Origin of the sequence: Paenibacillus sp. NFR01, from assembly GCF_900111565.1 — a bacterium.
Taxonomy (GTDB): Bacteria; Bacillota; Bacilli; order Paenibacillales; family Paenibacillaceae; genus Paenibacillus_AQ.
Genome location: NZ_FOIK01000007.1, coordinates 42629 through 64889 on the forward strand (window position 1 = coordinate 42629; position 22261 = coordinate 64889).

The following is a 22261-nucleotide window of genomic DNA, read 5'->3' on the forward strand; positions in this document are numbered from 1 at the left end:
CAAATGAACCACGAAGCCCAAACAGAAAAGAGTTTCATTGAAATCTTAACTCAAAGGGAAAACCAATGGACATATCGTGATGATATAAAGACCGAAGCTGCTATGTGGGATAATTTGCGAAGACATATCAATCGTATTAACTTGGCGCGACTGGACGGTGTGCCGCTTACAGACAAAGAGTTCGAACAGTTAAAAGTTGAATTTATGAGACTGACAGCTACTCCCTTTAACGCTTCTCAATGGCTACGAGGCGAAAATGGTGTTGCCGCCATTCATATTGAGCGAGAAGATGTGAAACGTGGCAGGGTGTCGCTTGTGCTATTCAGCAATAAGGATATTGCTGGCGGCATTTCAAGCTATGAAGTTGTAAATCAAATTAAGCCGCATACAAATACTGATATGCGTGGCGATGTAACCCTACTGATAAATGGCTTGCCGATTATTCATGTTGAATTAAAAGCTGAATCTGCCAAAGATGGTTATATGCAAGCGTTCGAGCAGATACAACGGTATGCAGAAGCTGGATTTTTTGATGGCATTTTTGCGACCACCCAAATTTTTGTAGTTAGTAACAAAGTATCTACAAAATACTTTGCACGTCCTGGAGCCAACACATCTAAAGCCTTTGAAGCGGCAAAGAAATTCCTGTTCAACTGGAGAACGTCGGATAATGAGCCTATCGAAAATCTTTACGATTTCACAAGGCAGGTTTTGAGTATTCCTTCTGCCCACGAATTGATTAGCAAATTCACTGTTTTGGTGGACGATCAGAAAAGCCAAAAGTTTTTAATGGTTCTAAGACCGTACCAAGTCCACGCTATTCAAAAGATTATCGGTCAAGCGGCGAAGCATGAGGGAGGTTTTGTTTGGCACGCCACCGGCTCAGGGAAAACAATAACAAGTTTTGTGGCAACCAGACTTTTAGCACAAATATCCATCGGCGTAGACCGTACCGTTATGGTTGTTGATAGAACAGATTTAGACAGCCAAACCAAAGATGAGTTTAATAAATTTGCATCTGAGTTCCACACAGGGTTGGCATCGGGCAATGTTAAAGATAATGCGCTTATTGTCGGCGTTGATAATCAACGTCAACTTAGCAATAGCCTATTAAGCAATAAAAATAACAACACCATTATCGTCACAACCATTCAAAAATTGAGTGCGGCCGTCAGAGGTGCTAAAGAAACGGAAAACAATAAATTCGAGAAGCTTAAAAGCGAACATATTGTTTTTGTGGTGGATGAGTGCCATCGTGCAGTCAGCGATGAGCAGATGAAAGAAATTAAAAAGCTCCTGCCTAACTCAACATGGTTCGGCTTAACTGGCACGCCAATTTTTGAGGAGAACCAAAAACAAGAAAACGGAACATTCGCAAGAACAACACAACAACAGTATGGAAACTTACTCCATGCCTACACAACGAAAAATGCTATGGACGATAACTCCGTTTTGAACTTCCAAGTGGAGTACCATTGCCTATTAGATGAGGATAGCAAAGCAGAATTTTTGTACAGAACGGTAAAAGGAAAATACCCGAAGCTTGATCCTATCAAAAAACTTGCCGACATGACAGAAATTGAAAAAGAGGAGCTGCAAGACAGAGAGTTATTTGTGCGTGATGAATATATTGAAGCGATGCTTAAAAAAATATTCAAGCGCCAATCCGTGATAGAGCGTTTCAAGGTGATAAACGGATACCCGACTATGAGTGCTGTTTTAACAACACACTCTATCGCTCAAGCTAAGCGTATTTATCACAAGCTACAAGAAATGAGAAGTAGTGGAATTTTGTTAAATGGACGAGAGTTAGATGAACGCCACACGCTTCGTGACCCTGATTTTCCGAGAGTGACAATCACTTACTCCACTAGCGAAACTCAAGGTGAGATGAACGAAGCGCAAGCAGAAGTCAATGCCATTATGCAGGAATACAACACTGTTTTTGGTACGAATTACACAGATACCGATCAGTTTAACAAAAATATTAATAATCGTTTAGCAAGAAAAGACGCTCAGTATCAAAAGGACGGAAAATGGCTTGATATGGTTATTGTAGTTGACCGACTGCTGACAGGATTTGACGCGCCTACGATACAGACTTTGTATGTTGACCGAGAACTGAAATATCAAAAGCTGCTACAGGCATTTTCACGCACAAATCGTATTGCACCTGGCAAAGAGCATGGCATCGTGGTATCGTTCCGAAAACCTGCTACTATGCGAAAAAATGTAGAGGATGCCATTCGACTTTTTACGAACCAACAGCAAAATTGGGAAGCCTTAGTGCCACAAGAATATGCTGAAGTAAAAGCCGCATTTTTAACGGCACATGAGGAACTTCAACAAGCAAAAGACGATCTGAAAGACGACCCAAATAATATAAAAAAGAAGATTGCACAAGTAAGAGCCTATCAAAAACTTGAAAAAATTCAAAGAGCCATGAAAAGCTATGAGAATTATCAAGAAGATTTTGAGGAAATTGAACATATAGTGAAGGTTCTTCCCGAAGAAAAGGGACATTGTGAAAATCTAAAAGCTGAAATTCGAGCCGAGTTAGAGGATCAAACTGGGGATGAGATGGAAAGCTTGCTCCAAGACATCGAATTTACGAGCGGACAAAGGGCTGTGCATGAGGAACGCATTGATAGCTTCTATATAAATCAGCTTCTGAACAGATATCAGAAGTCTTCGGACAAAACAGATAAATATGATTTGCGCGGAAAAATTATGAAAGAGATTAATACAAAGCCCGCATCCGTTCAGGCAATATATAATGCCATATTAGACGACATTGACAACAATCGACCGACAAAGGATTGGACGGCATATTTCGCTGATGAGATTGATTATATACTACAGAATACTGCTGGAATATTGAAAGTGCCTGTCGCTAACCTGCAAACTAGCTTTAACGAATATCGCCCAAGTAGCGGGGTTGTACCTTTTATCAATGTAATAAGCGAAGCGTCAGGGTTAAGCAAGGAAAATTTTGAAGCTATGTTTAACGAAAAATACAGAAAGCGTCTTCTCGTTATAGAGCATTATTGGAAAACTGTGTTAGATGAAAAATTAGTACCTCTAAGAGATGAGTGTTAGGGTGGCGATGATATGGATTTGAGTAAATTATTGCGAAAACCGCCAGCGGAGGATTACCAACAAGTTGACACGTTCTGGTTTCCAGAAGAAAGGGAAGACTATGAATATAGTGATGAAAATGAGGATGATACCTCCCTGTTAATTGGGCAACATATAATTTTAGAGGCTGGACAAGTATCTTTGAACTACTACTGCACAGAATGTGAGGACTTACGCACTTTTAACTCTAATAAAGAGCAAGGGCTTCGAGGAATTATTGTAAATAAACAAGTAATTAGCATTGATTGCATTTTGCAATGCAATTGTGGTTCAGTTGTCCATACTTGGTTTTTAGTCGAAGCCGAAGAGGATATTCGGTATCAGTCACCTAGAGTACGCATATTGCATTTTAGAGAAAAATTAACCGAACGTGTGAAATTACAATCTGAGAAATACGGTGAGTTTAGCGATTGGCTCGAAAAAGCAAACCGAGCACACAGAGATGGACTTGGTTCAGGTGCAATTATTTATCTAAGAAAAATATATGAATCTATAACCTACAGCATTGCAAATGCCAATAACATTCCTCTTTATAGGGGGAATGGAAACAGACGCTTTTTTTCTGACATACTGAAAGAGGTGGATGAGCAGCACTCAATTATCCCAGTGTCTTTCTCGGCAAATAGATATAAGCTCTTCAGCCAACTCAGCGAAATAATACATGGCGATGGAAGTGAGGAAGATGCACTTGAATATTTCGGGGCGCTGTATACATTAGTCACAAGCGTGTTAGATAATGTAACCCGGAAAGAAGAGTTAAAAAGTGCCGTACAGAAATTCAACTGGTCTACGAATAATGTCAGTACAAATTAGTGTTTGTGTCTGCAACCAACTTTCAAATAATCTGTCTATAGGAAGGAAGTAAATATATGAGTCGTTTAGAGCAACAACTATGGGCAAGCGCAGATATTCTTAGAGGGAAAATGGATGCGAGCGAATATAAAAACTATTTGCTCGGTCTTGTTTTCTATAAGTATCTTTCTGATTTAGAGTTACGCGCTGTGTACGAAGAAGCAAACGGAAAGCCCGATGAATACCCATCTCGTGATATACAATTTGCCGAGCTTATGGATTGGTTTAACGATGATGCCGAAGAATTAAAGAATACGATGCGCCGCAAACTCGGGTATTTCATAGAGCCGCAATATCTGTTTTTCATGCTCCGTAATAAAGCATCACAATATGAATTTCAAATAGTTGATTTGCAGAGTGCCTTTATCGAACTTTCTCGTCAAGGCGAAAATTTTGAAAGCTTGTTCGATGATGTTGACTTAAACTCAACGAAGCTTGGATCACACGCACAGCAAAAAAGTACAACCATTATGGAAGTTATAAAAACTTTGGATGAGATAGACTTATTTGGGCATGAAGGTGACGTTATTGGGGATGCTTATGAATACCTTATCGCCCAATTTGCCGCAGGCGCAGGCAAGAAAGCGGGAGAGTTCTATACCCCGCAAGCTGTTTCAAAAATCATTTCAGAGATTGTTAGTATCGGGCAAGAGGAACTAGCACCATTCCATATTTACGACCCCGCTATGGGTTCGGGTTCGCTGATGTTGAATATCCGTCAGTTTCTAAGCAATCCCGATAAGGTGTATTATCACGGACAGGAGCTAAACACCACCACTTACAACCTTGCTCGAATGAACCTGATTCTACACAACGTTAACCGTGAGCAAATGCGGCTCAATAATGGCGATACTTTAGATGCAGACTGGCCGACAAACGAGCCTTTCCTTTTTAACGCTGTTGTTATGAATCCTCCGTACTCTGCGAATTGGAGTGCTTCAGATAAGTTTTTAAGTGACCCACGTTTTGAACGCTATGGAAAACTTGCACCAAAATCTAAAGCCGACTTTGCGTTTTTGCTCCATGGCTATTACCACCTAAAAGACAGTGGTACGATGGGAATTGTACTGCCGCATGGTGTTCTGTTCCGTGGTGCTGCCGAGGGTGTCATTCGCAAGGTGCTTCTTGAAATAGGCGCAATAGTCGCTGTAATTGGCTTGCCCGCTAACATTTTCTATGGAACGGGCATACCAACTGTTGTTCTTATCTTGAAGAAAAACCGTGCAAGTCGTGATGTGCTTTTCATTGATGCTTCTAATGATTATGAAAAGCAGAAGAACCAAAACACCTTACGCCAGCAAGATATCCTGAAAATTGTGGATGCCTATAAAAGGCGTGAGAACATTGTGAAATACGCACATTTAGCAAATTTTGATGAAATAGTGGCGAATGACTACAATCTCAACATTCCTCGCTATATAGATACCTTTGAGGAAGAAGAACAAATCGACATTGTAGCACTTGGACGTGAAATGGCTGACTTAAATTTGCAAATAAAGAAAAAAGAAACGGATTTCTTAGCCTTGCTTGATGAGCTTGCTGTGACTGACGAAACGAAAGAGCTAATCGAAGCTACAAAGCGGATTTTTGTGTGAGGTGGTGGAGATGATTACAGAAAACAAACAGCATTCAGTACCTGAAATCCGATTTAAAGGCTTCACTAACGATTGGGAACAGCGAGAGTTGGGAGAAGTGACGGAAGTTTACGACGGAACGCACCAAACTCCAGACTATAAACATGAAGGGATTATGTTCCTTTCAGTTGAAAATATTAAAACGTTGCAGTCCGACAAATACATTTCTGAAGAAGCATTTGAGAATGAATTTAAGGTTCGGCCAGAAAAGGGTGATGTGTTGATGACCCGCATAGGAGATGTCGGGACTGCTAATGTTATAACATCAAGTGAGCCTATTGCTTATTACGTAAGTCTTGCATTGTTAAAGAAAAAGGCTTTAAATCCATACTTCTTGCAAGCAAGTATTCATTCGTTTGCGGTACAAGATGAGATATGGAAACGAACCTTGCATATAGCATTTCCTAAAAAGATAAATAAAAACGAGATTGAGAAAGTTCCTATCAACTTTCCAAGTGAAGAAGAACAGGATAAGATTGGTTTGTTTTTTAAAGAGTTGGACCACCTCATCACCCTGCATAAGCGTAAGCTAGATGGGCTCGTAACGCTGAAGGACGGATTTCTACAGCAGATGTTCCCGGCAGCCAATGAAGTCATGCCAAGAGTAAGATTCGCTGGGTTTACAGGTAATTGGGAAGAGCGGCGGCTGGAAGAAATGCTTACTGAAAGAAATGAGCAATTTGAGGAATCGGAAGATTACCCATTGATGTCGTTCGTTGGGAATGTTGGTGTTGTACCCAAGGGGGAACAGTATGACAGAAGTTTTTTGGTAAAAGGTGATGGGAAAAAATATAAAAAAACCGAACTGGATGACTTTATATACAGTTCAAACAACTTAGAAACAGGGTCTATTGGTCTTAATAGAACAGGCAAGGCGGTAATATCGCCCGTATATAGCATTTTTTATTCAAGCAACGATTCAGAGAGTCTATTTATTGGATTACTATCCAAACGGAAAGACTTCATTAATAAAATGATTCATTATCGACAAGGTGTAATGTACGGACAGTGGCGCATACACGAAAGGGATTTTTTAAAGATAATCGTTTTAACACCCACAATTTCTGAACAAAACAGAATCATTGACTTTTTCAAGAACGTCGACGAGCAAATCGCCGCCCAAACTGCTAAACTTGAGCAGCTACGACAGTTAAAGGCGGCGTATTTACAAAGGATGTTTATATGAGCGCGGATAAATGCCGTGCGATTTTATCGTTATCTTGATTCTCCAACTCTCGAATGTTGTGCAAATATGCTTCCTGAAGGAAAACACAGCAGCTTCAATAAGAGTAGTTAGAAATTGGTTTGCGCTATGACTCGTAAGCTGATCGATGATGATACGTTTCTGATGAGCAATGCCGCTTTAAAGGATGAACAACATGCTATGAAGGCAAGAGCAGCCATCTTGGAGGCGATTCTGAGTCGGGGTGAAGCCAATGAATCGGGCGGAGATTCAAGGAAGAAGTCTGGCGCTTTGCAGAGTTGCAAATTGATGACGAGGAAGCCCTCCGAGACGTACTGCAGCGTTTGATTGGACACATCGAGATTGAGTTGGATGATGGAACAGAAGCACCGAAGGATGCGAATTTCATACCGGATCTTAATTATCAAATAATTGATAAGGAATTAGCTCTAATTAAATTGCGGAAAAAGTCCTTTATAAATGGAGCAAATCAGAGGAGTAGCGGATAAGGGTTTAACAATCATGGACTTCAACAGTTGATGTGTGGGGGAAGAAATGGAGAATAAGCGGAAGCTGCTTGAAGAATTTCTTGTACTTGAGAACTATAAAATTGAAGATGAACTTGCGGAAATTATTGATAGATTTCGGCAGTATAATCCGCATGAAGTTTTTTGGTTAATAAATAGTTTAATTATGGATAATACAAAATACGCATTTGAAAACAGAGATAAACGTATTTCTCCAAGATTGGCAAATAGATTATTTTACTTATATAAAAAGAACTCCAAAATAGATAGTGGTTTAAAAATTAAGAATAAAGAAATTGAATTAGAATGGTTGAGAGCGAAGTTTATTAAAATATATGATTACTACTGTATGGAACAATTTAATCAGAATGAAGTGTTAGAAGATGAAGTCGCAGAAGATTTTACACATATGTCGTTAAGGAATTTCCATCCTCAAAATTTTTTAACTTATCATTTTGATTATCCTGATACATCTTGGTTTCAGTATTTGCGTGCCATCGAACTTAATCGGGAAGTAATTGATGAAATCTTAAGTAAAGATAACCTTACAACAATTGAAGTGGAGAAGGGTTTATTGATTTGCATACTATACGATTTTTTTCATCATAAATCATACTCAAAACGATTATTAAATAATTTGTTTTATGAAAAAGTAAAATATAAATTCGAAGGATTCTTAACCAGTTTTTCTAGAGGACAGTTGTCAAATATGTTAAGCATATTTGGCATAAGAGATAAAGAGTTTATCGCAAGATTTTTTCCGGAGATTAAAAATGAGAAATTTACAACATTAAGTTACCCAACTGACAAATACTATAAAGAGGAATTCTCACTTGGGGTTAGCCATAAAGAGAGAATCTTCTTCCCACGTTCTAACTTCGTGCTTGATGAATTTTGGAATTATATTTTAGAATGTAAAGAAATGGTTGGTAGGAAAGATGATTTCGTTGAGTTATATACAATTATGTTGTTAACCATGTTCTTTGGCAAAGAGAATGTTTTTTTTAACTTGTATGATGACAACGGCGCGGAACAGGATATAATCGTGGTTTGTGGAGAAGATGTACTATGTTTTGAGTGTAAATCTGAAGTGCTAAAAGAACCTTTTAGAGATTCTGATAAATCTGATACAAGAATGCAACAAAACTTTAAACGTGTTATACAAAAAGCCTACAATCAAGGTCAGCGAGTTAAAGAGAACATTAGAAGTAATAAGGGTAGATATTACGATAGTGATAAAAAAGAGTCTCGAGAAATGGTATTGGATTTAAGTGCATACAGCCACCATAATGTACTTGTTGTTTGTGTAACAATTAATAACTACTTAAATTTATCGAATCGTGTAAATAAATACCTGAGAATTGAAGGAAAGGATAAAGTATATCCTTGGGTTATTGATATTTTTAGTCTCGAGCATATCTTAAACAAAATCAAATCAATAAATAAAGATGAAGCATACTTCATACGGTATATTCGGGATAGAATTAAATCATATTTAGGTGTTCAATCTATGGGAGCGGAAGAACTAGAGTGTTTTGGGTATTATCTCCGATATGAAAAGTTTTGGGACTCAATGAATGGTTCGTCTATGCTAAATCTAGGCAACGGATACGCAACTTTTGTATTGGATTATATCCCTAGACCTGAAATTGACCTTATGCTGCACTATTTTTCTGAACTTGCAAATTTAGAAGTTGAATAATGATTTGAGCAAATGTCATTCCATTTAGAAATTCTAATGCTGTACTCCCTGTCACCTCGACACATGTGGAGTGTATAGCAAGTTTGTATGGGGAAGATTTATTGTAAGATAGATGGACGGGGTTTTATTCTGAAAAAACAAAAACCAATGTCTATGGACGAACACTGGAGGATTTACAGGGTTAGAAAACGATTCAGGAAGACTCAAGTTTTATTTCATTGAATTTCCACAAGGGGACGGAGGTTTTTTCATGCGAACCGTATGCATTCGAGGCATTATAGGGGAGAGTCGAATATCGCGCAGTCAGCTACCGTTATTTACCGGATAAAGCAGGACAATGTAATATTGCTGAAAATAAAAGGAATGTACTCAATATGAGTGATGGTACTATCTATATTGGTTTTGAGAAAAAGGCGTGATGAACCGAATACATACGCTCCTTCAAGTAGGACAAGGCTATTATGGCTTTGTCCTTTTTTATGCTTCAATGATGCCGTTTGTTCGATCTGAAGGGAAGTTTCCGTTAATATAATTAACACAATATGTAGTAAAAAGTTACCATAAATAATGGTGGAAAGTTTACATCGTTCTATTTTCAGGCGGAAAAAAGTTGAGTATTATAGTTTTAAAGTTAATATTAACGGATTTATGTTAAGTGTATGTAAGTTATTTCGCAGAACTGAGGCGATAATGATGAAAACACAGCACAGGGGAGCTTATCATGAACTCCCTTTTGAACAACAGATCGAGCATGTGAAGCGCGTGGGAAGACGTGCCCTCGTGAAGTGGGGATATCCCGAACGGGCGACCATGACATTATTAAACTTTACGGAGAATGCGACGTTTTCCGTGGAGTCGGATGGTAAACCCACCATCATTATGCGGGTTCACCGGCTGGATTATGCGAGTGAAGCAACCATCCGTACGGAGCTGCAGTGGATCATGGACTTGAAGAAAGAAACGGATGTTCATGTAGCGGATCCCGTCCCATCGGAATCGGGAACGTATGTCGAAGAAATCGAAACCCCGGAATATGGAGAAAAGAGATATGTCGTATGTTTTTCGTATTTGCAAGGGGCTGCGCCTGTGGACAGCAGCGATGACAACAAAGCGGTAGGAGATATGATTCGTAAAATTGATAAAATCCCGGATCCAATTACGGTTCCTTTGTTCAAGCTGGCAGCTGTTCTATATGCGAAAGTGGGAAAGCTGATAAGGAAATCTTCCATGAACGAGATGGATCGCAGGCTCTTTCGCGAAGTGGGCAGGATTGCCGGAAAGATCCATCTACAATCCAAAAAATGGAGCCGGCCGGCTTATTATGAAAGAATGGAATGGGATTTCGAGGGGACCTTCGGGGAAGAATGGAACAACTTCTACGGAGAAAGCTATCGCTCGAAAGAGTGGTTATCCGATTCGGACATCGGGGTGCTGGACCGTTGCGTAGCGCTAATCAAGCGGCGTTTGGATTCCTATGGAACATCTCCGGACCGTTATGGAATGATCCATAGCGATTTACGGACAGCCAATCTTTTGCAGCATGGAGACGTCATCAGTGTATTGGACTTTGACGACTGCGGCCAAGGCTGGTACATGTATGAGATCGCAGGTGCCGTAGCCTTGATCGAACATCGGCCTGACTTAGACGAAATTATTCAAGAGATCGTAAAGGGCTATGAGTCCGTATTGCCGGTATCCCAAGAGGATAGAGATGAAATTTGGACTTTCATCATGATGAGAAGAATCGGGATGCTGCAAAGCTTAATAAGCCGGATCAGCTGCGTGATGCCCGGAAGCGGGGAAGCCGCCGAGCTGACTCCGGAAATCCTGACTTTTTATGCCAAGGGAACAGTGATCCTCGCCCAGGACTATTTAAAAAAATATAAGGAGAAAAGATTGCCGGTACCAGTAGCAGACCCTGTTTTTACTAAGCCAAGTTTGCATCACATCCACAAATAAGGGAGGACTCAATAGATGAGCCAGGCACATGAAATTTATGAAGAAGCGTACAAGGTGTGGAACCCGAATAAAGTGGATACATTCCGAGGATATGGTATAGAGCTGTCCATGGGGGAAAGAGCAGGCAGCTATTTTAAAGATCTGGATGGCAATGAATTTATTAATATGCACTCCAATGGAGGTGTCTTCAATTTAGGCCACCGAAATGAGGAAGTCAAGGAAGCCTTGATCAAAGGCGCGGAATTGGTAGACGCGGGGAATCACTATTTTCCTTCACAGTATAAAAACGAGTTGTGCAGTGCGCTATTGAACGTGTCCCCCAGTAACATGAAGTATGTGTACATGCTAAATGGCGGCGGCGAGGCCAATGATGCGGCCATCAAGTTCGCCCGGAGAGCAACCCGGAGAAATAGAGTCATCGCTCTGGATTGTGCCTTCCACGGTTCCACTGGAATATCCATGCAGGCCGGATATGAAAATATGGCCGAGTTCTTCAACATGAAACCGAATCCTGAACACTATACTCATATTCCGTATAATGATCTGAACAGCTTGGAAGACATATTGAAATTACAGGATACGGCGTGTGTCATTATTGAAACCATTCCTGCTACGGCAGGCTTTCCGATGCCGGTGGAAGGCTACCACAAGGGAGTCGAAGAATTAGCGCACAAATACGGTGCAATGTATATTGCCGATGAAGTGCAGACGGGTCTCATGAGAAGCGGCCAGATGTGGTGCGTTAGTAAATTAGGGGCGACACCGGACATCATTGTAACGGGAAAGGGACTCTCCGGCGGTTATTATCCGATGTCCGCCGTTATTATGTCGGAGGAAGCGGGAGCATGGTTAAAGGAAGATGGATTTGCACATGTTTCTTCTTTTAACGCATCGGAGTTAGGGTGTATCGTAGCGACTAAAGCGATGGAAATTACATCGAGGCCATCTACGCAAGAAAATGTAGAGATGCTGACGGCTCTGTTTGCGAAGGGGCTCGATGACATGAAGAGGAAGTACCCAGAATGGATCACCGAAATCCGGCAGTGCGGAGTGATTATGGGGATCAAGACGTCCCATCCGATGGGCGGACCTGCGTTAATGCAATCATTAATGCGACATGGGGTCTGGGCGGTTATGGCGAACTTCGACAAGTCGGCATTGCAGTTCAAGCCGGGTTTATTGATGAAAGAGGAAACCGCAAAGGAAGTATTGGTAAGGCTGGACAAGGCCATAAGCGAAATGAAGGTCGCTTTGCATGTATAACCGATCATGAGCCGATCCGCTTTTTTGGGGGAAGAAAGGAGATAACCATGGAGAATACAGCACGAACAGAGCTATTCCGAACGTTGAAATATTTCACATTCGCAACATCTGCCGGAATCATTGAAATGCTTATGTTTACCTTGCTGGATCAGTTTACGCCTTGGACCTATTGGTTGAGTTACCTCATTGCGCTAGTCGTGTCTGTCCTGTGGAATTTTACATTGAATCGGGAGTTTACCTTTAAATCCAACAATCATATTCCCACCGCCATGATGAAGGTAGCGGCCTATTATGCGATTTTTACCCCTGTCACAACGGTGCTTGGAAATCATCTTGTCGAGAATCTTTCGTGGAATGCCTATGTGGTCACTTTGCTTAACTTATTATTAAACGGGGTGACGGAATATTTGTACCAAAGATTGTATGTGTTTGGCAAATCCATTGATAGCAAAGGAAAGATCCCCCGCCATAAGCTGGACGCTTCATCATCGATCAGTCCTTAATTCGTAGGCCAATACGCGGATAATGGGATTTCTGCTCGACATCGAAGGCAGTAAGGGAATCCTTCATGGAATATTCCGAATGGATTAAAGGTGCTAAGTGCAATGACCCGAGAATAGGCAGGGTTTCGACAAGTTTCTTTTTGGTGTACAAAAAGGAGCTTGTTATTTTTATGTTCATCAGAAAAAACTTAATGGAGTTCATCGAAAAATCGATATCCAGGTCGTAATACACCATAAGCATCATCGTGCCGCCTCTAGCGACGAAATCTGTGGATACCGAAATCCATTCCGGATGGCTGGAGGTGAGGAACACAGACTGAAATCCAATGAAATCGGATATTTTCATGAGTTCTGTTTTGTAGGTATCTTCTCGGGGGTCGACGACAAAGTCGGCACCAAGCTGTCTGGCAAGCTTTTGGTTACCTTCCTTCGGTTCTACGACGGTTATCGATTTAGCCCCTGCCTGTTTGGCGAGCTGGAGCAGCACCAAGCCGTTGAAATCACCTCCGAAAATACAAATGTCATCTCCTCTTTGGATATTGGCTTTGGAGAAGGCTTGATACACAACAGCCACGGGTTCTAATAGGCAGCCTATGGAAAAGGGCATTTCATCGGGAATGGCGACAACCTGATTCATATTCCATACGACAACGTCGCATATTGTACCGGGATTCGGTGTGATTTCCAGGCAGTTATTCTCTTCTCCATTCACGCAATACACGCATGTCCCGCAGAATCTGGCCACCGTACCGGATACGTGCTGGCCGATATAAAAGCCGGCTTTCTTCGCTTCGGATCCCAAGTCGACAATGATACCGGACATTTCGTATCCGGCAACCCCGCTTTTGGCATAAAAATCCCATTTCCGATAAACTCTCAGATCCTGTATTCCAATCGTACAATACATGACCTTGATTTTGATGTCTTGTTCAGAACGAATGCGGGGCTCGTCAATATCTTTGAAAGCCAGGATTCCATTTTCATATTTCCATAATGCGCGCATAATGTGTACGAAATTCCTCCTTGTTTTCTCGTAGCAAGCGAAATTCAAGCGCGGAATAGCCGGTTGATTTCCGGAATGTCTTGATAAAATAACCGGTATCGTTAAACCCCACGGAAGCTGCGATATTGTACACCTTTTCGTCAGTGAATAGAAGGAGATATTTGGCTTCCTGCAGCCGCAGGATGTGAAGGCTCTCCGCGACGGTTTGGCGAAATTGCTGCTTGAATAGCCGGTTTACGTATATTTTATGGAGCCCTAGCTTGCCTGCGATCCCGTCCAGCGAAATTGTGGTGTGATATTCCCGATACAGCGTAAGCGTGCATTTTGTCACTGTATCTTGCAATGAGGAAGAGGGGAATGCGATCGGCGTAAAGAGTCCGGAGTCAAGTAACCAGGCCAGTTCTTCTTCAATCGAAGGGAATCCGGCGAAGTCTATGCTCTCCTTGAAGAATAAGAAGCTTACTGTTTGTAAATGCATTCGGACATATTCCAAGACCGAAACATCATAGCTTGCTTTGATGGTGTGCATGTACATGTCTCGCAAAATATGCTTGGCCGATTCGATATCTGAGTCCAAGAAATCCTGTAATAATAATAAAAATTGTTTCTTTATATCCTTCCGTGCAGGCATATAAGCGGATTGTTGCAATGTTTGGAAGCTTTTGCTTTCCCCCTGCAGAAAATAGAGGAGCGGAATGCGATCTACCATTTCCTCAAGAGAAGTCTGAAGTGTTTTCCAAGAAATATTTTCCTTGTATAGCATTGCGGTTTTCGGGCCTAGCATTTGAAAGACGAGAGAAGAAAGCTGGGCGTAATGAAACGCCTTTTTAATCTGGGAGCGATTCATATACAATATAGCAATGGAATCTGAAGCATGTATGAGATGTAGATTACAGAATGGATGTGCTTTTGCGATCAAGGTATGGCAAGCCGCTGCATCAAGAGCGTGATCTTCGTTAAATGTCCTCAGGACGACGATATGATAAGAATCAGGCTGAATCGTAACCGAGTGCGTCCCGTTCCAGTGGAACGTAATATCCGTATGCAGATGCTGCAAGGAAGAAGAATGCTGTCTTATTCTCTCTATAATTTCATGAAATAACTCTCTGCTAAGAGTGTCTTTGTCCAGCAAAAATACATTGTCCTTTTTGGGATAATCGAGATGAGGCTCATGGGAAATGAGAAGGACATGAAAGGGCCAATTGTATTGATACATTTGATCAAGGATATGTTCGAATGGCAAAAATAAAGATGTATCCAAGATGACGATGTCTGCATGGGTATCATGGAAAGCCTGTATGGCATCCATGCTGAACGGAACAATATGAATGCGGAACATGGCGGGATCTTCCAGCATTTCATGCACTCGTTTCAACAGAATTCTATTTTCTGAGATGATTGCGACGTGGTACAAGAAATCACCTGCCATGTGAATTTGGGATGAAGGTAACGATTGTTCTATTCGATACGTAAGCTTATTTTCCTTGGCTCGTAGCACCAATAACAAATGCTGCAATAAAAGCGTATCTCATGTGTTTCTCAGGGAACCATAATAATCGGACAAAAGCAATCTATAACAAACCGTCAATACACAGTGACATCACTGGATTGGCGGTTTGTCTTATTTGGGCTGAACCCGGAGGGCGGACTTGGCGGTACATATTGTTGCTGGAACGCTTGACGGCTTTTTTTGTGCATTTCACTAAAAGGTATATTTTTCAAATAAAAAACGAAAAATTTTTTGCAAGGATTCTTAATGGTCAGTCGTATCCAGTATAGAAAGGAGAAACAATGGCCCAATTACCGATTGACATGAGCGATAATATTTCTGCCGCACTCACCCAATATTCTGACCTTGTACGTCGAATATGCTTTCTATATCTACATAATAGCGCAGACGTGGATGATGTTTTTCAAGAAGTATTCCTGAAGTTGTTACAAAATAACTTTCGCTTTGAAAGTGCTGAACATGAAAAAGCATGGCTAATAAGAGTTACGATCAATAAATGCAAGGACCTCTTAAAAAGCTTTTGGCGAAAGAAAATGGTTCCCATTGAAGGTATGGAATTTCCATTTGAAGATCCAGCCGAAAATGAACTCCTGCAGGTCGTTTTAACGCTTCCGGACAAGTACAAGGATGTTATCTATCTATTTTATTACGAGGAGTATACCGTGCCTGAAATGGCTCAGTTGCTAAACAAAAAAGAAAATACAATCTATTCTCTCTTACACAGAGCAAGGGAACTTATGAAACAAAAGTTAGGAGGTACAGAACATGATTTCACGTTTTAAATCTGCGATCAATCAAATTAAAGCCGAAGAGGCCTTAATAAGCAGAACGGAAGGTTTTCTGAAAGACGCATTAATGAATGAGAATACTACAAACATAAAATACAGTCATCGGAGGACATTCTTTATGAAGAAAAAGTTAATCGCAGCTGCGTGCGCGGCAACCTTACTCGTTGGAGGAAGCGGGGCGGCATACGCCTATTATCAAACACCGGTATCCTACCTTAGCCTGGACATTAACCCCAGCGTAGAAATTGGAGTTAACGCATTTGATAAAGTTGTAAAAGTGAAAGGAATCAATGACGACGGCAACAAGATATTGGCTAAAATAAGCATAAAAGGTTCTAATGTTAGAGTAGCTGTCAGCACGCTGGTTTATTCTGCTGTTGATAATGGTTTTATAGCCGATAACGGTTCATCTGTGGTTTCTATTACATCGGAAACAGATAATTCAAAGACCGCAGCCAAACTTGAAAACGATGCTGAAACCGGAGCAAATCAGGCTTTAGAGGAGTCTGACACAACAGCAACTGTTATCAAAGATAATGTTGCCCTTGCCCGCAGGGATCAGGCGAGAGCTTTGGGGATCAGCCCTGGAAAGCTTAATCTTATCAATAAGCTTCAAAAAGTGGATCCAACCGCTACTGTAGATAAGTATAAAGATGCAAGTGTCAAAGATATAATGAAAACTATCAAAGATAGTAAAGACAAGCTTAAGAATAACGCGGATCATAAGGATGAAAATAAAGATCAAACCAATAGTACAACAGCCGACAATAATACTAATACTAGCACCACTACCACCGGTACTGCCGCAGACTCAAGCGAGGCCAAAAATACAAATGCAGCTAAAATAAATAATGCATCTAAAGCTAATGAACAAGAAGTTAAGATTAGCGACGAGGACAAGGATAGTAAAGAGAATAATGCCGCAAGTGTCACCAATAAATCTAAAAAAGATGATGATGCAGCTAATGATAAAAATATAGAAGACAACAAAAACCAGGGCGCAACCAAAAGTAATGCTGCAGCTCAAGGAAATAAGAAAAGTGATGGAAATAAGAATAGCGCCGCTAATAAGAATAGTGATGTAAAAGATAAGAATAGTGATGAAAAAGATAAGAATGGGCTATAACAATATCTGATGATAAGCGGCCTTCGTCCTGAATTCTATGGGACGGAGGCCGTTTTGCTTGACTTGCCGTGAAGATTTCAAGACTGGCCTTAGGATAAGAAGAGAGAAGAGGGCACTGCCATCTTGAAAAAGGACATCAGGCGTACGTGTCAAACAAGCTGCGGACGACGAGCTGTTCGCGGAATTGTGCCAGCGTAAGCGGCGACGACAGGCTGCTCTTAAGCACGATAACCTGCTTCGTGCCGGACGCCGACAGGTCGAAGATGTTATCGCTCCACGACGCGTCCGCATCGCTCAGATCGAGCGAGACGAACTTGGCGAACGCTGAAGAGCGCAACTGCACGACATAGCGATCCTCCTCTTCGGTAACTTCGGCGGCGATGCACGGGTCGAGGTATTCGAAGTGTTTTGACTTGACGAACAGCGCCGTCCCCCCGCTTATCTCCTGGTCGTCAGCCGTCAACGCGAACTCCAGGTAACGCTGGCGCAGTTTCGCCGGCGTATCCAATTCGGCGCCGAGCGCAAGCGTGATCGCTTCATGGGCGGAGAGTGCGTCAGCCGTTACCGCTGTCTCGCCAGATAGGAGCGTCTCGGAGCGATGGTCGAGCAGACGCCAGCGCAGCATTCCGTCGAAGCGCTCGAGGGTATCGTTCGTCACATGAAGCGACACGTTGGTCCCTTCCTCGCAAGCTGAGACCAGCACAGGGGCGAAGAAGCGTTTCGCAACATGCTGCGTCGCCTTCCAGCGGCCGAAATAGTCGAGGCTCGCCCAGGACGCACCGGGCCAGATATCGTTGAGCTGCCAATAGATTGCGCCCATGCACCGGCCACGGTTCCGCCGCCAGTGTTCGACGCCGACGCGCATTCCTTCAGCCTGAATGAGCTGGGAGACGTACAGCAGAGACTCGAAGTCTTTCGGATATTTGAAATATTCGCTGATGTAGTAAAGAATCTTCTCGTTGCCGGTGCCGTTCTTCTGGTGCGCTTCCATCACGTAGGAGAAGATGTTGCGGTCCTCTGGCAGCGTAAAGGTCTCCACCGTCTTAAGCGAAGGGAACGACTGAAGCCCGAATTCGGACATGAACCGCGGAAACAGCGTCCGGTATTCAGTAATCGGCTTCCGGCCGTGCCAGACGTCCCAGTAGTGCATATCGCCGACGCTGTCCAGGTTCGGTTCGTTGATGCCGCCGTACGAGGACGGCGACGACCTCCAGTAGAACGTGTTCGGATCGAGCGACGCGTTCAGCTCCGGCAGGAACTGCTCGAACTGGTGCAAATAATCGTCGCGCTGCTTCTCGCCGTACCGCTCCGTCCAGCCCCATTCCGCCCATGCGTATTCCAGCTCGTTGTTGCCGCTCCAAATACCGAGGGAAGCATGATGGCGAATGCGCTTCACGTTGTCCATCGTCTCCAGCCGGATGCTCTCTTTGAAGGCGTCGTTGAAGTCGTAGGTGCCGCACGCGTACATATGGTCCTGCCAGACGATCAGCCCGAGCTGGTCGCACAGATCGTAGAAATGATCTTCGGGGTAATAGCCGCCTCCCCAGATGCGGATGCAGTTAAAATTCGCTTCCACGCAACTTCTTAGCAGCCGTTCCGTCCGTTCGGGGCTCAGCCGGCCGAAGACATTGTCCTCCGGAATGTAGTTGGCGCCCATGGCGAAGACGCTCTGTCCGTTGACGACGAATTCGAACGTCTCGCCCCACGCATCCTTCTCCTGCCGAACTCCAAGCGTCCGCAGGCCGAGCCGGAGCGTCCGCTCATCAACGTCGCCTGCATCGCTGTGCAGGCCGACCCGGAGTGTATAGAGCGGCTGCTTCCCGTAGTTACGCGGCCACCATAGCTGCGGCTCTGCGATAATGAAGCTAAGCGCCTTGCCTTCGGCGCTTGCGGCCGCTTCGCCCTCCAGTAAGGTACCGTCGGGCGTCTCCAGCGCGGCATGCACGGTCAGCTCGGCATTCGGCGACCACTGTTCCACGCCGGTGCGGACATCGAGCCGGACGGCGCCGTTCTCGTGATGCTGCGATACGAATAAGTCGTCGATCCGGCCCAGGTCGTAGCCGCGGATCGAGATATCGCGCCAGATTCCCGAATCCGGCAGCTTCGGACCCCAATCCCAGCCGAACATGCTGTGCGCCTTACGCAGGTGGGAGATGCCGGGCACTGCGTCGGCGCAGCTCGACAGATGATATTCCTTGTCCTTCTCAAGGACGAACTTCGTCGCCGACCGGATGACTACGTGAATGTCGTTCGGTCCGGCCCGAAGCACGTCCTTGACGTCCGTCTCATAGGTGCGGTGCATGTTGTCGGCACTCAGCACGAGCTGGCCGTTAATCGATACCTCGCACAGCGTATCCAGCCCTTCGCAGCGGAGCAAGACGTTGTCACGCGCGAGCAGCGCCGGGGCTGCCTCGAAGCTCCGCTCGTATTCGTAATCGAACTTCGTCAGCTCCAGAGTGGCCATCTCGTTGTCGCGATAGAACGGATCCTCCATCTTGCCCGCCCGGAGCAGATCATGGAAGACGGAGCCGGGCACGACGGCATCGATCCATTCGTGCTCGTCGGTTCGCTTCATTCGCCAAGCACCGTTCAGGGTCAGTAGTTGCATTTTATTACCTCCTCATTCCCGCTCGAGAGTTGTGCTAATCCCGTATACTGTACTGGATAGAGATTAACGATAATGGCCGGGAACAGCTAAATCGTAGCATTCGATCCTTATCATGTCTTGTATTGCAAACGCAGATTGTTGTGCTATATTAACATCAGTTTCGAGAATATCCCGAGTGAAGGAACAGGAGGGGAGTACCGATTGAAGGCGGCTATGCTGCGCGCTGCAACGCTGATCGACGCGCAGACGCAATCCAACTACCATATTGTAGAATCGATCAATCACGCTTATCCGCTGCACGGACACGATTTTTATGAGATCTTCATTATCCTTACCGGTCGATGTGCGCATCTGATAAACGGCGAGACGCAGATGCTTGAAGAACGCGAGATGGTATTCATCCGTCCCGGCGATACGCATGGCTATGACTTCTGCGGCGATACCGACTGCCGGTTCTTAAACGTCAACTTCTATCCGGAAGCGGTAGAGTACGCTTTTGAGTTCGCAGGCAGTCCCGGCTTTGCGTCGCGGATGAAACGGGCGAAGCTGCCGCCTGTCCTCCGGCTGGCGCCGCCCGACATGGACGCCTTGATGCGTAAGGGCAGCCAGATCGGGTTGTATGAGTCGATCGACAAGGCAAAGGCACGGTCGACGGCGAGGAGCTGGCTGGTCGATGCGCTGACGCTCTTTTTCGTAGCCCACAGGGACGAGGATCAGAAAGCGATGCCGTCGTGGCTCGATCATCTGCTGCTGGAGCTGCAGAAGAAAGAGAATTTCACCTGCGGTCCTGGCCGGCTGGTCGAGTTGTCGGGGCGGAGCGCCGGTCACTTGAACCGCGTGTTCAAAGAGGTTTTGCAGATGACGCCGACCGCATACCTGAACCGGCTGCGTCTCACCCACGCCCGCAACCTGCTGCTGACGACAAATTTGGGCATTATTGAAGTTGCCTATGAATCGGGCTTCGATAACCTGAGCCACTTCTATCATCTTTTCAAGAAGCAGTACGGCGTCTCCCCCGGCAAGACCCGCTCCGTCTGAGCGTCGGAACCTCCATTCGACTTTTTTTGATCCCATCGTTGAGAGGTATTGGCGAACGTAGTCTCTGCGATTTCGAAATAAAGAAAAATAGCAATTTCTCTTTATACTTCCAGCAAGAAACAGGAAGAGTTATCTCCTCTTGAGGAATACAATAGAGAGGCTTTGAATGTCCTTTTCAAACGACGAAGTATTGCGACCATACTATCCAAACTAGAATCATGGAGAGATGACGAAATGAACGTAGAAGCGGTTTTTGAGCATTTTCCTATCCTGAGGTCAGATGAACTCGTATTGAAAAAGATTGAAGATCGCCATGTAGACGAAGTTTTTGAGATCTATGACAATGACAGGGTATTTGAATACTGCGGCATCATACCTAAGCACAATAAAGATACCGTGAGAAACATGATCGGGCATTTCGAAAGGGATTATAATAAAAGGTCGCGGGTGAAGTGGGGGATATTCGCGAATCATGAAGCCGAACGTCTGCTTGGAATTATTGAAGCCATGGATTTCAACTCAAAAGTTGATATGGTGACAATTGGTTATTTTTTGGCGGAATCGCATTGGGGAAAAGGAATTGCTGCCGAGGCTCTGAGAATGTTGCTCCACTTCTTGTTTGTGAATGTCAACGTAAACCGAATTCAAGCAGAAGTGATGCCTCGGAATGAGAATTCCAAAAAGGTACTATTGAAAAACGGCTTCACGAAAGAAGGAATGCTAAGACAAGCGACATTATGGTCAGGTAAAGGGATTGTCGATATAGAGATGTATGGTATTTTAAGAGAAGATTATATGAGTTGATCGTGAAAATGAATTCTATCATCAGCGATCATCTGCGATGATAGCTGAATGAATATGCAACTTTGTGTTTGACATTCGCAAAGTTTAACCGAGCCGGGCTGTCCCTCAGTGGAGAGTCCGTTTTTATTTGTCTTTGAAACGTTCTGATAGACCTGCGTATTGGCAAGTATTAGTTACATTTAATAACATAATTAGTTTTAATATATACCATAAATTAAAAAAATACTTAAAAAATAAAACAATTGACGTGACAAATTGACTGAATATATAATATTTTCAGAAATTCGAATAAAAATGTCAGAAAACATGACATTTAATTTCGGTTTTAATCTTCGGCCTCATTCGAATCCTGGGGGAGAGGAGAGCCGGTAATGGGATGCCAGTTACATAAAAATTGAAGAGAGGTGGTTATTCTAACTTTTTTCCAGTTTTATTCGTACGGGCTCATCAAATCTAGTAATCTATGTTGTCAAATCTTCCGCAATCTACTCGCAAACCTCAATCTCGAAACCTTTCATCCGCGACCTTTCATCTACGACCTTATGACCTTTCATCAACGACCTTACACCCTTGAGAGCCGGCAACGGCAGCACTTCTTTCATTGACAATTCAGTCATGACGGC

The 22261-nt window shown here is 43.5% G+C and carries 15 protein-coding genes; 12 read left to right on the forward strand and 3 right to left on the reverse strand.

What is annotated here, in order from left to right:
- The first annotated feature begins 3 nt into the window (after positions 1 to 3).
- From BMW84_RS21705 to BMW84_RS21750, 8 genes are all read left to right on the forward strand, one after another.
- The gene (locus tag BMW84_RS21705; protein WP_091072003.1) at positions 4 to 3099 is read left to right on the forward strand and encodes a type I restriction endonuclease subunit R; all 3096 of its coding nucleotides are present in this window, start codon (positions 4 to 6) and stop codon (positions 3097 to 3099) included.
- 12 nt (positions 3100 to 3111) lie between these two features.
- On the forward strand, positions 3112 to 3951 hold the full coding sequence (locus BMW84_RS21710) for a hypothetical protein (protein WP_091072006.1): 840 nt from the start codon (positions 3112 to 3114) through the stop codon (positions 3949 to 3951).
- A gap of 56 nt (positions 3952 to 4007) precedes the next feature.
- Positions 4008 to 5585, forward strand: a complete 1578-nt coding sequence (locus tag BMW84_RS21715; RefSeq protein WP_091072009.1) for a type I restriction-modification system subunit M — start codon at positions 4008 to 4010, stop codon at positions 5583 to 5585.
- A gap of 10 nt (positions 5586 to 5595) precedes the next feature.
- Positions 5596 to 6810, forward strand: a complete 1215-nt coding sequence (locus BMW84_RS21720) for a restriction endonuclease subunit S (RefSeq protein WP_091072010.1) — start codon at positions 5596 to 5598, stop codon at positions 6808 to 6810.
- Positions 6811 to 7362: 552 nt separating this feature from the next.
- Complete coding sequence (locus tag BMW84_RS21730; protein WP_091072015.1) at positions 7363 to 9036, forward strand: hypothetical protein; 1674 nt, start codon at positions 7363 to 7365, stop codon at positions 9034 to 9036.
- A gap of 690 nt (positions 9037 to 9726) precedes the next feature.
- Complete coding sequence (locus BMW84_RS21740) at positions 9727 to 10995, forward strand: phosphotransferase enzyme family protein (RefSeq protein ID WP_175498978.1); 1269 nt, start codon at positions 9727 to 9729, stop codon at positions 10993 to 10995.
- Positions 10996 to 11010: 15 nt separating this feature from the next.
- Entirely contained in the window at positions 11011 to 12258 is a 1248-nt protein-coding gene (locus BMW84_RS21745; protein WP_091072019.1) for a class-III pyridoxal-phosphate-dependent aminotransferase, read from the forward strand.
- Between the two features lie 47 nt (positions 12259 to 12305).
- Entirely contained in the window at positions 12306 to 12761 is a 456-nt protein-coding gene (locus tag BMW84_RS21750) for a GtrA family protein (protein ID WP_091072022.1), read from the forward strand.
- Here BMW84_RS21750 and BMW84_RS21755 read toward each other — a convergent pair.
- Positions 12751 to 13764, reverse strand: coding sequence for a zinc-dependent alcohol dehydrogenase (locus BMW84_RS21755; protein WP_091072025.1), 1014 nt, complete (start codon positions 13762 to 13764; stop codon positions 12751 to 12753). The genes BMW84_RS21750 and BMW84_RS21755 overlap by 11 nt on opposite strands.
- Complete coding sequence (locus BMW84_RS21760) at positions 13742 to 15121, reverse strand: helix-turn-helix transcriptional regulator (RefSeq protein WP_175498980.1); 1380 nt, start codon at positions 15119 to 15121, stop codon at positions 13742 to 13744. Before BMW84_RS21760 ends, BMW84_RS21755 begins: the two co-directional genes overlap by 23 nt.
- Before the next feature lie 434 nt (positions 15122 to 15555).
- Here BMW84_RS21760 and BMW84_RS21765 point away from each other — a divergent pair, with 434 nt between their 5' ends.
- A complete protein-coding gene (locus BMW84_RS21765) occupies positions 15556 to 16056 on the forward strand; it encodes a sigma-70 family RNA polymerase sigma factor (protein ID WP_091072030.1) in 501 nt (166 codons plus the stop codon).
- Positions 16040 to 17188 (forward strand): anti-sigma-I factor RsgI family protein, encoded by a 1149-nt coding sequence (locus BMW84_RS21770; protein ID WP_091072032.1) that lies wholly within the window; start codon positions 16040 to 16042, stop codon positions 17186 to 17188. The genes BMW84_RS21765 and BMW84_RS21770 overlap by 17 nt, the downstream gene beginning before the upstream one ends.
- Before the next feature lie 136 nt (positions 17189 to 17324).
- On the opposite strand, the gene BMW84_RS21775 is transcribed toward BMW84_RS21770, so the two are convergent.
- Positions 17325 to 19796, reverse strand: a complete 2472-nt coding sequence (locus BMW84_RS21775) for a beta-mannosidase (protein ID WP_091072035.1) — start codon at positions 19794 to 19796, stop codon at positions 17325 to 17327.
- 201 nt (positions 19797 to 19997) lie between these two features.
- Here BMW84_RS21775 and BMW84_RS21780 point away from each other — a divergent pair, with 201 nt between their 5' ends.
- Together BMW84_RS21780 and BMW84_RS21785 are read left to right on the forward strand one after the other, a co-directional pair.
- Positions 19998 to 20834: a helix-turn-helix transcriptional regulator gene (locus BMW84_RS21780; protein WP_091072038.1), complete on the forward strand. Its 837-nt coding sequence runs from the start codon at positions 19998 to 20000 to the stop codon at positions 20832 to 20834.
- A gap of 234 nt (positions 20835 to 21068) precedes the next feature.
- Positions 21069 to 21638 carry a GNAT family N-acetyltransferase gene (locus BMW84_RS21785; RefSeq protein ID WP_091072040.1) on the forward strand — a complete coding sequence of 190 codons (570 nt, stop codon included), beginning with the start codon at positions 21069 to 21071 and terminating at the stop codon, positions 21636 to 21638.
- Positions 21639 to 22261: the final 623 nt, after the last annotated feature.

What these genes read in the sequence shown, in the direction of transcription:
- BMW84_RS21705 (WP_091072003.1), top strand. Translation starts at nt 4, where the DNA reads ATGAACCACGAAGCCCAAACAGAAAAGAGTTTCATTGAAATCTTAACT.
- BMW84_RS21710 (WP_091072006.1), top strand. Translation starts at nt 3,112, where the DNA reads ATGGATTTGAGTAAATTATTGCGAAAACCGCCAGCGGAGGATTACCAA.
- BMW84_RS21715 (WP_091072009.1), top strand. Translation starts at nt 4,008, where the DNA reads ATGAGTCGTTTAGAGCAACAACTATGGGCAAGCGCAGATATTCTTAGA.
- BMW84_RS21720 (WP_091072010.1), top strand. Translation starts at nt 5,596, where the DNA reads ATGATTACAGAAAACAAACAGCATTCAGTACCTGAAATCCGATTTAAA.
- BMW84_RS21730 (WP_091072015.1), top strand. Translation starts at nt 7,363, where the DNA reads ATGGAGAATAAGCGGAAGCTGCTTGAAGAATTTCTTGTACTTGAGAAC.
- BMW84_RS21740 (WP_175498978.1), top strand. Translation starts at nt 9,727, where the DNA reads ATGATGAAAACACAGCACAGGGGAGCTTATCATGAACTCCCTTTTGAA.
- BMW84_RS21745 (WP_091072019.1), top strand. Translation starts at nt 11,011, where the DNA reads ATGAGCCAGGCACATGAAATTTATGAAGAAGCGTACAAGGTGTGGAAC.
- BMW84_RS21750 (WP_091072022.1), top strand. Translation starts at nt 12,306, where the DNA reads ATGGAGAATACAGCACGAACAGAGCTATTCCGAACGTTGAAATATTTC.
- BMW84_RS21755 (WP_091072025.1), bottom strand. Translation starts at nt 13,764, where the DNA reads ATGCGCGCATTATGGAAATATGAAAATGGAATCCTGGCTTTCAAAGAT.
- BMW84_RS21760 (WP_175498980.1), bottom strand. Translation starts at nt 15,121, where the DNA reads ATGCTGGAAGATCCCGCCATGTTCCGCATTCATATTGTTCCGTTCAGC.
- BMW84_RS21765 (WP_091072030.1), top strand. Translation starts at nt 15,556, where the DNA reads ATGGCCCAATTACCGATTGACATGAGCGATAATATTTCTGCCGCACTC.
- BMW84_RS21770 (WP_091072032.1), top strand. Translation starts at nt 16,040, where the DNA reads ATGATTTCACGTTTTAAATCTGCGATCAATCAAATTAAAGCCGAAGAG.
- BMW84_RS21775 (WP_091072035.1), bottom strand. Translation starts at nt 19,796, where the DNA reads ATGCAACTACTGACCCTGAACGGTGCTTGGCGAATGAAGCGAACCGAC.
- BMW84_RS21785 (WP_091072040.1), top strand. Translation starts at nt 21,069, where the DNA reads ATGAACGTAGAAGCGGTTTTTGAGCATTTTCCTATCCTGAGGTCAGAT.